4 protein-coding genes are annotated in these 1,421 nt (G+C 63.6%); 1 reads left to right on the top strand and 3 read right to left on the bottom strand.

Translation table 11 applies throughout. The features are described 5' to 3' along the window. The coding region (locus tag A5694_RS25320; protein ID WP_428844282.1) for a hypothetical protein at positions 1-127 on the top strand (127 nt) is incomplete at its 5' end. A gap of 10 nt (positions 128-137) precedes the next feature. On the opposite strand, the gene A5694_RS15935 is transcribed toward A5694_RS25320, so the two are convergent. The 3 genes from A5694_RS15935 to A5694_RS25315 form a co-directional block, all read right to left on the bottom strand. Next, entirely contained in the window at positions 138-593 is a 456-nt protein-coding gene (locus A5694_RS15935) for a DUF1942 domain-containing protein (protein ID WP_064922885.1), read from the bottom strand. Between the two features lie 51 nt (positions 594-644). After that, complete coding sequence (locus A5694_RS15930) at positions 645-1,328, bottom strand: response regulator (RefSeq protein WP_064922884.1); 684 nt, start codon at positions 1,326-1,328, stop codon at positions 645-647. After that, a partial coding sequence (locus A5694_RS25315) for a hypothetical protein (RefSeq protein WP_428844281.1) occupies positions 1,328-1,421 on the bottom strand: 94 nt, incomplete at its 5' end. The genes A5694_RS25315 and A5694_RS15930, both read right to left, overlap by 1 nt.

The raw sequence follows: 1,421 nt of genomic DNA, 5'->3' as shown, positions 1-1,421 counted from the left end.
CCTGGGCTTGTCGGTTGCGCGAGGGTTCGTCGAGGCGATGGGCGGAAGCCTTCAACCCACCGAAACCCCAGGCGGCGGGCTCACCATGGTGGTGGATCTAGCCGCGCCGCCGGGGGTTTCACGGTGACGGGGAACCGTCACTGCTTCCAGACGACCTTGTCGACGCCGGCGGCGTCGCGGTAGACGACGCTGTCGGGCGCAGTGCCGTTCTTGACATCGAAGTACAGCCGCCCGCTGGTCTGGCTGCCCTGTGCGATCGGACCGTTGGGCAGGCCGTCGACCTCATTGCCCTTCATAACGGCATACGTCGAACTGTTGACGGCGCGGGCATTGAAGTCAGCAATGTTCGGGGTAGGAGAACCGTTTACCGCCGTGGCAGTCACATCGGAGTACCAGATACCGTCGTTGTGGCCGCTGGGTTGCAGGTTTTTGACGGTGTAGTCGATGGCCCCGCCTGGACTCTGAATCTCCTGTGTTTGACCGAACCCGACGACCGTTGGATCCGCAGAAGCCGGTGCCACCGCCAGCATTCCTGCCGTCGTTAGGCCGACCGCTGTCACCGCCGTCTTTTTGGCGATCTGGGAGAACGTCACGGTAAAACTCCTTCCGCTAGGTCTCCAAATACATATCCGCGTTGACGGTTTTCAAACCTCGAAGCGGTAACCCATGCCCGCTTCGGTCAGCAAATGCTTGGGATTTGACGGATCGTCTTCGAGTTTGCGCCGCAACTGCGCCAGGTAAACCCGCAGGTACTGCGTTTCCTTGGCGTAGGCCGGCCCCCACACCTGGGTGAGCAGCTCATCGCGGCCGACCAGCTTGCCGCGGTTGCGCACCAGCATCTCCAACATGCCCCACTCGGTGGGGGTCAGATGTACCTCGCCGTCGTTTTTGGTGACCTTCTTGGCGGCGAGGTCAACGGTGAACGAGGAGGTTTCGACGATCGGTTGGTCGATTTCGGCGGTGGCGGCATTGCGGCGCACCGCGGCACGTAGCCGGGCCAAAAATTCGTCCATCCCGAACGGCTTGGTCACGTAGTCGTCGGCGCCGGCGTCGAGGGCCTCCACCTTGTCCGCGGAATCGGTGCGGGCCGACAACACGATGACCGGCACCGTCAGCCAGCCCCGCAGCCCGTCCAGCACCTCGATGCCGGAGATGTCGGGTAGCCCCAGATCCAGGATCACCACGTCGGGACGTTGTTCGGCGGCGGCTCGCAGCGCACCGGCGCCGGTTGCCGCGGTGACGACCTCATAGCCGCGCACCGACAGATTGATTTTCAGTGCACGTAAGATCTGCGGCTCGTCGTCGACTACCAGCACCCGTGTGCTCATCAGCTCTCTCCCGACGGTGCGGCCAGGTCCACCACCATGGTCAACCCGCCACCTGGTGTCTCCGTCGCCGAGATGGTGCCCCCCATCGCCTCG

It is taken from the genome of Mycolicibacter sinensis (assembly GCF_001667945.1).
GTDB classification, from domain to species: Bacteria; Actinomycetota; Actinomycetes; order Mycobacteriales; family Mycobacteriaceae; genus Mycobacterium; species Mycobacterium sinense_B.
This window is presented reverse-complemented; position numbering and strand designations above follow the sequence as displayed.

Excerpts from the sequence above, each read along its gene's own strand:
- A5694_RS15930 (WP_064922884.1), bottom strand. The coding sequence starts at position 1,328 with ATGAGCACACGGGTGCTGGTAGTCGACGACGAGCCGCAGATCTTACGT.